4 protein-coding genes and 1 pseudogene are annotated in these 5,241 nt (G+C 69.6%); 1 reads left to right on the forward strand and 4 read right to left on the reverse strand.

The genetic code is table 11. The features are described from left to right. From QSG27_RS27485 to QSG27_RS27500, 4 genes are all read right to left on the reverse strand, one after another. Positions 1-183, reverse strand: a 183-nt coding sequence (locus tag QSG27_RS27485; protein ID WP_306711841.1) for a hypothetical protein, incomplete at its 3' end; no start/stop codon positions are given. A 12-nt stretch (positions 184-195) separates the two neighbouring features. Next, positions 196-1,008 (reverse strand): CbbQ/NirQ/NorQ/GpvN family protein, encoded by an 813-nt coding sequence (locus QSG27_RS27490; protein WP_306711843.1) that lies wholly within the window; start codon positions 1,006-1,008, stop codon positions 196-198. Positions 1,009-1,096: 88 nt separating this feature from the next. Continuing rightward, on the reverse strand, positions 1,097-2,449 hold the full coding sequence (locus QSG27_RS27495) for a cbb3-type cytochrome c oxidase subunit I (RefSeq protein WP_306711844.1): 1,353 nt from the start codon (positions 2,447-2,449) through the stop codon (positions 1,097-1,099). Positions 2,450-2,465: 16 nt separating this feature from the next. Beyond that, positions 2,466-2,918 (reverse strand): c-type cytochrome, encoded by a 453-nt coding sequence (locus QSG27_RS27500; protein WP_306711846.1) that lies wholly within the window; start codon positions 2,916-2,918, stop codon positions 2,466-2,468. Positions 2,919-3,279: 361 nt separating this feature from the next. Between QSG27_RS27500 and QSG27_RS27505 the strand changes: the two are divergent. Continuing rightward, a pseudogene (locus tag QSG27_RS27505) lies at positions 3,280-5,241 on the forward strand (tetratricopeptide repeat protein); the annotation flags it as partial.

The following is a 5,241-nucleotide window of genomic DNA, read 5'->3' on the forward strand; positions in this document are numbered from 1 at the left end:
CGCTGCGGCGGCCAGCCGGACGCCCCGGTCGCCGCCCAGCCCGCGGAAGAACACGCCCAGCCGGGGCCGGATCGACTCCAGCGTCACGGCGGCGTCCGGGTGGCGCGGCAGGCTCGACCGGCCACCGACCAGACGGTGCCAGTGGCGGCCGATGAACTCCTCGGGCTCGAACAGCGACAGCATGGCCTGTTTCCCTTATCCCAGGGCGATGTCGGCGACGCGCAGCAGCGCCTGCCGCACGTCGGCGTCGTCGGTCAGCGGTTCGATCAGCGCGGTGCGGATGGCCCGTTCGGGCTTGACGCCGGAACCGATCAGCGTGGCGCAATAGACCAGCAGGCGGGTGGAGACCCCTTCCTCCAGATCCTGGCCCTTCAGCGCGCGCAGCGCGCCGGCCAGCCGGACCAGCGGGACGACGCGCCCTTCCGGCAGGCCGCTTTCGCGGGCGACGATGGCGGCCTCGTCCTCCGGCGCCGGGAAATCGAATTCGATGGCCAGGAAGCGCTGGCGGGTGCTGGGCTTCAGGGCCTTCAGGACGTTCTGGTAGCCGGGGTTGTAGGACACCACCAGCATGAAGCCGTCCGGCGCCTCCAGCAGTTCGCCGGTGCGGTCGAGCGGCAGCAGGCGGCGGTCGTCGGTCAGCGGGTGCAGCACGACGGTCACGTCCTTGCGCGCCTCCACCACCTCGTCGAGGTAGCAGACGGCCCCCTCGCGCACGGCGCGGGTCAGCGGGCCGTCCGCCCACACCGTGTCGCCGCCCTTCAGCAGATAACGCCCGGTCAGATCGGCGGCGGTCAGGTCGTCGTGGCAGGAGACGGTGTAGAGGGGACGGCCCAGCCTTGCCGCCATGTGCGACACGAAGCGCGTCTTGCCGCAGCCCGTCGGGCCTTTCAGCAGCAGGGGCAGGCGGTGGCGGAAGGCGTGCTCGAACAGCTCGCACTCGTCGCCGACGGCCTTGTAGTAGGGGACGTCGAGGTCGTCCGCGACGGCCTTCAGGGCGCTGCGGGTCATGGAGGTCTCCTCGAAAAACGGCAGGCTGAAACGGTAGACGGAAAAGGAAGGCCCCCTCCCCCGGCGTGCGGAGGAGGGGACCGCCGCGTCACTCGGCGGGCTGGACGGCGGCGCCCATCCCGGCGGTCTTGCGGCCCGCGGGGACCGGCCCCAGCAGGGCATAGAGGTAGAGGACGGCGCCGATGAACACCGCGGCGCCGGCGGCCAGACGCACCCAGTAGAAGGGGGCGACCTCGGCCTGGACGGTCATGTAGTCCATGCCCATCACGCGCTGCAGGTGGACCTGCACGACCCCGGCGAAGGTCAGGGCGAAGGTCATCACCGCCATGCCGCCGGTCATCAGCCAGAAACTGGCCTTGTTGAGGGTCTGGTGGTAGGGCGCGACGCCGCGCAGATGCGGCATGGCGTAGCTGAAGATGGCGAGGTTGATCATCACATAGGCGCCGAAGAAGGCCAGATGCCCGTGCGCCGCCGTCACCTGCGTGCCGTGGGTGTAGTAGTTGACCCAGGACAGCGTGTGCAGGAAGCCCCAGACGCCCGCCCCGAAGAAGGCCGTCACCGCGCAGCCGACCGACCACAGAAGCGCCGCCTTGTTCGGGTGATCGCGCCCGCCCTTCAGCACCATCTTCACCGCGAAGACGACCATGAAGAAGAAGGGAGCGACCTCCAGCGTCGAGAACAGCGAGCCGATCCACTGCCAGTAGCCCGGCGTGCCGATCCAGTAGTAGTGGTGGCCGGTGCCCAGCAGGCCGGAGAACAGGGCGAGGCCGACGATGGCGTACAGCCACTTCTCGACGATCTCGCGGTCCACGCCGGTCATCTTGATCATGAGGAAGGCGAGGATGGAGGCCATCACCAGCTCCCACACGCCCTCGACCCAGAGATGGACGACGTACCACCAGTACATCTTGTCCAGCGCGAGGTTCGTCGGGTTGTAGAAGGAGAACAGGAAGAACAGCGCGATGCCCCACAGCCCCATCACCAGGATGTTGGTGATGACCGTGCGCCGGCCCTTCAGCACCGTCATGGAGATGTTGTAGAGGAACATCAGCGCCACGACGACGATGGCGACCTTGATCCAGGTCGGCTGTTCCAGGAACTCGCGCCCCTCGTGGATGCGGAAGACGTAGCCGACGACGGCGGCCAGCGCGCCGAACATGAACAGGCCGAACTGGATGTAGGCCAGCTTCGGGCTGTGCAGCTCGCGCTCAGCCTCTTCCGGGATCAGGTAGTAGGCCGCACCGAAGAAGCCCATCAGAAGCCACACGATCAGCGCGTTCGTGTGGATCATGCGCAGAATGTTGAAGGGAAGCAGTTCCGACAGGACGTTGGGCAGCACATAGACCGTGCCGGCCAGCAGGCCGACCAGAAGCTGCACGCCGAACAGGGCCAGCGCGCCATAGAAGTAAGGCAGCGCGACCTTTTGGGATTCGTATTTCATGGCCTTTCGTCCTTCGTCAGCCGGAAATCTTGGGCGGCCAGTTCTGGGTGTTGATGCGGCTGGTCCAGGCCAGGAAGTCGGCGAGGTCGTTGACCTCCTGCTCCGTCAAATGGAACTGCGGCATCTGGCGGCGGCCCTCGATGCCGCTGGGCTGCGCTGCCATCCAGCCGGCCAGGGCGGCGCGGGCGCCCTCCGGGTCCTTGTCGCCGCCGTAGCGGATCCAGACGTTGCCCAGTTCCGGCGCGAAATAGGCGCCCTCGCCCAGCAGCGTGTGGCAGTTGATGCAGGAGTTCTTCTCCCACACATGCTTGCCGCGGGCGACGCTGTCGGTCAGCCCCTTGCTGTCGGTGCCGGTGTTGACGACGTAGATGTGGCTTGCCGCCGTCAGCGAGACGAAGGCGGCGAAGAAGAAGAGCGATCCGCCGTAAAAGATGTTTCGGGCGGCCGCTTTGGTGAAGCGTTCCGTCATGCGTTCGTTTCTCCTGGGTCAGGCCTTCGTGAAACGGAGGGGCCTAAGCAGCGCTGGCCGTGTGCCATGCCGGAGAAAAGTTGACCGAATTGGTCTGGCAATCCTTGACGGCGGTCAAGCGGCGGGACGAAGACGGTGGGGCTTCGCGGAGACGTCCGATGTACCAATGGATGCAACCCCAACCTATTTCGTGGTAACTGATCCGGACGGACCAAACGGACCCGGTCCCGGCGTCCTTCGTCATTCCAGGTCCGCGCCGGGCACGCAGGAACAAGCTGGGGGACGGCTGATCGCCGATTGACCGCGATAGGACGAGATGACCCCGCCGCCGCCTTCCCGACGACCCTGACCCAGCGACGCCATGCAGCCCATCCTGCCCTCCGCACGTCCGGTTTCCCTCCCCGCCGGCGCGATCGCCAACCCCATCGCCGACGCGATCCGGTTCGAACGTTCCGGCCATCCCGGCACCGCGGAGGCGCTGCTGCGCAGCATCCTGTCCGCCAACGGGCTCCATGAGGAGGCGTGGCTCCGGCTGGGCGGCCTCGCGCTTGCGGACGGACGCAACCGCCTCGCCGCGCGCTGCTTCGCCCGCGTCATGGTTCTGGCGCCGGACCGGGCCCAGGCCATGCACAATCTGGCCGAAGCGCTGCGCCTGACCGGGCGGAAGGGGCAGGCGTCGGTCGCCTTCACCCGGGCGCTGCGGCTGCGTCCGGACTACCCCAAGGCGCTGGCCGCCTTCGGGATGATGATGAAGGACCAGGGTACGGGGAACGGGGCGCGGCACCTGGCCGCCCGTGCCCTGGTCGCCGACCCCGCCTTCGCCACGGGATGGCGCAATCTGGCGGCGCTGTTCCAACCCCTGAACCAGCCGGACACGGCGGCCCGGCTGTTGCGCCGGGCGGCGCTGTCCGACCCCGGCGATGCCGGCATCCAGGCCGCCCACGGCATCGCCCTGTGCGATATCAAGGAGCCGCGCCGCGCCGTCGCGGCGCTGCGCCGGGCCGTGGCGCTGGCCCCGGGCCGGACCGAAGCCCTGTGCCATCTGGCCTTCGGCCTGATGCATGACGGCGACACCGAAGGGGCGCTGCGCGCCACCCGGCGCTGCCGCGCCGTCGATCCCATGGCGTCGGAAGCGGACGCGCAGGACTCCCTGACCTGGATGATGATGGGCGATTTCGGGCGCGGCGGCGCCGCCATCCGGCGCGCCCTCGTCCTCAGCCCCGGAAGCCCCGGCATCCTGGTCAACGCCGCGCTCCTCCTGCATTCGCAGGGTGCCGGGGCGGCCAGCCTGCGGTGGAACAAGCGCGCCCTGCGGGTGGACCCGGACAGCACCGTGAGCCGCTTCAACCTGTCGCTGACGCTGTTGCAATTGGGTGACTTCCGCCATGGCTGGGCGTTGTACGAGGCGCGCTGGTCGATGTGGGGCAACGCCTTCCCGCGCCATGCCCCGGCCTGGGACGGCAGCCCGCTGAACGGGCGGAGCATCCTGCTGACCGCCGAGCAGGGGCACGGCGACACGCTGCATTTCGTCCGCTACGCCACCCTGCTGGCCGAGCGCGGTGGGCGCGTCGTCCTTCATGTCCAGCCGCTGCTGAAGCGCCTGCTCGCCAACACCCCCGGCGTCTCGGCGGTGTACGGGACGGACGAGGAGCCGCCGGCCTGCGACCTGTGCGCCCCGCTGCTCAGCCTTCCCCGGCTCGTCGGGACCCGGCTGGACAGCATTCCCGCCGCCATGCCCTACCTCCGCCCCGACGAGGCCGACCGCCCGGCGTGGCGGGAGCGGCTGGCGGGGGAGCGGCGGCTGAAGGTCGGCCTCGTCTGGGCGGGCGAGCCGCGCAAGGAGGACCTGAAGGCCAATTCCATCGACCGGCGGCGCAGCCTGACGCTGGCCGCCCTCGCCCCGCTCGCCGCGGCGACCGGCGCCGCCTTCTACAGCCTGCAGATCGGCGAGGCCGGCGCCCAGGCCAAGGCACCGCCGCCGGGGCTGGAGGTCACCGACTGGACCGGCCACATCCGCGATTTCGCCGACACGGCGGCCTTCATCCAGGAACTCGACCTCGTGATCACGGTGGACACGTCGGTCTGCCATCTGGCGGGCGGGCTGGGCAAGCCGGTCTGGGTGCTGTCGCGTTTCGATGCCTGCTGGCGCTGGCTCGGCCATCGCGAGGACAGCCCATGGTACCCGACCATGCGCCTGTTCTATCAGGACGAGCCGGGCGCCTGGGAGGCCCCCATCGTCCGGCTGGCCGCCGCCCTGGCCGCGCTGGCCCCCGGCGGCGGCAACACCCCCGGGCCGGCTGGCCGGCGGGGTCCGGAGGACCGG

This window comes from Azospirillum isscasi (genome assembly GCF_030849505.1).
In the GTDB taxonomy this organism is placed as follows: Bacteria; Pseudomonadota; Alphaproteobacteria; order Azospirillales; family Azospirillaceae; genus Azospirillum; species Azospirillum isscasi.

Coding starts and splice junctions, on each gene's coding strand:
- QSG27_RS27490 (WP_306711843.1), bottom strand. CDS start 1,008: ATGACCCGCAGCGCCCTGAAGGCCGTCGCGGACGACCTCGACGTCCCC.
- QSG27_RS27495 (WP_306711844.1), bottom strand. CDS start 2,449: ATGAAATACGAATCCCAAAAGGTCGCGCTGCCTTACTTCTATGGCGCG.
- QSG27_RS27500 (WP_306711846.1), bottom strand. CDS start 2,918: ATGACGGAACGCTTCACCAAAGCGGCCGCCCGAAACATCTTTTACGGC.